1 rRNA gene is annotated in these 600 nt (G+C 52.0%); it reads left to right on the forward strand.

The features are described from left to right. Window positions 1-600, forward strand: a 16S ribosomal RNA gene (locus tag L1D47_RS20995); the annotation flags it as partial.

Here is a 600-nt window from a genome sequence, read left to right on the forward strand (position 1 = left end):
GAGTGTGTCAGAGGGGGGTAGAATTCCACGTGTAGCAGTGAAATGCGTAGAGATGTGGAGGAATACCGATGGCGAAGGCAGCCCCCTGGGATAACACTGACGTTCATGCTCGAAAGCGTGGGTAGCAAACAGGATTAGATACCCTGGTAGTCCACGCCCTAAACGATGTCAATTAGCTGTTGGGGTACTTGATGCCTTAGTAGCGTAGCTAACGCGTGAAATTGACCGCCTGGGGAGTACGGTCGCAAGATTAAAACTCAAAGGAATTGACGGGGACCCGCACAAGCGGTGGATGATGTGGATTAATTCGATGCAACGCGAAGAACCTTACCTGGTCTTGACATGTACGGAAGAACTCAGAGACGAGTTTGTGCCTTCGGGAACCGTAACACAGGTGCTGCATGGCTGTCGTCAGCTCGTGTCGTGAGATGTTGGGTTAAGTCCCGCAACGAGCGCAACCCTTGTCATTAGTTGCCATCATTAAGTTGGGCACTCTAATGAGACTGCCGGTGACAAACCGGAGGAAGGTGGGGATGACGTCAAGTCCTCATGGCCCTTATGACCAGGGCTTCACACGTCATACAATGGTCGGTACAGAGG

It is taken from the genome of Shewanella sp. Isolate7 (assembly GCF_022398425.1).
Taxonomy (GTDB): Bacteria; Pseudomonadota; Gammaproteobacteria; order Enterobacterales; family Shewanellaceae; genus Shewanella.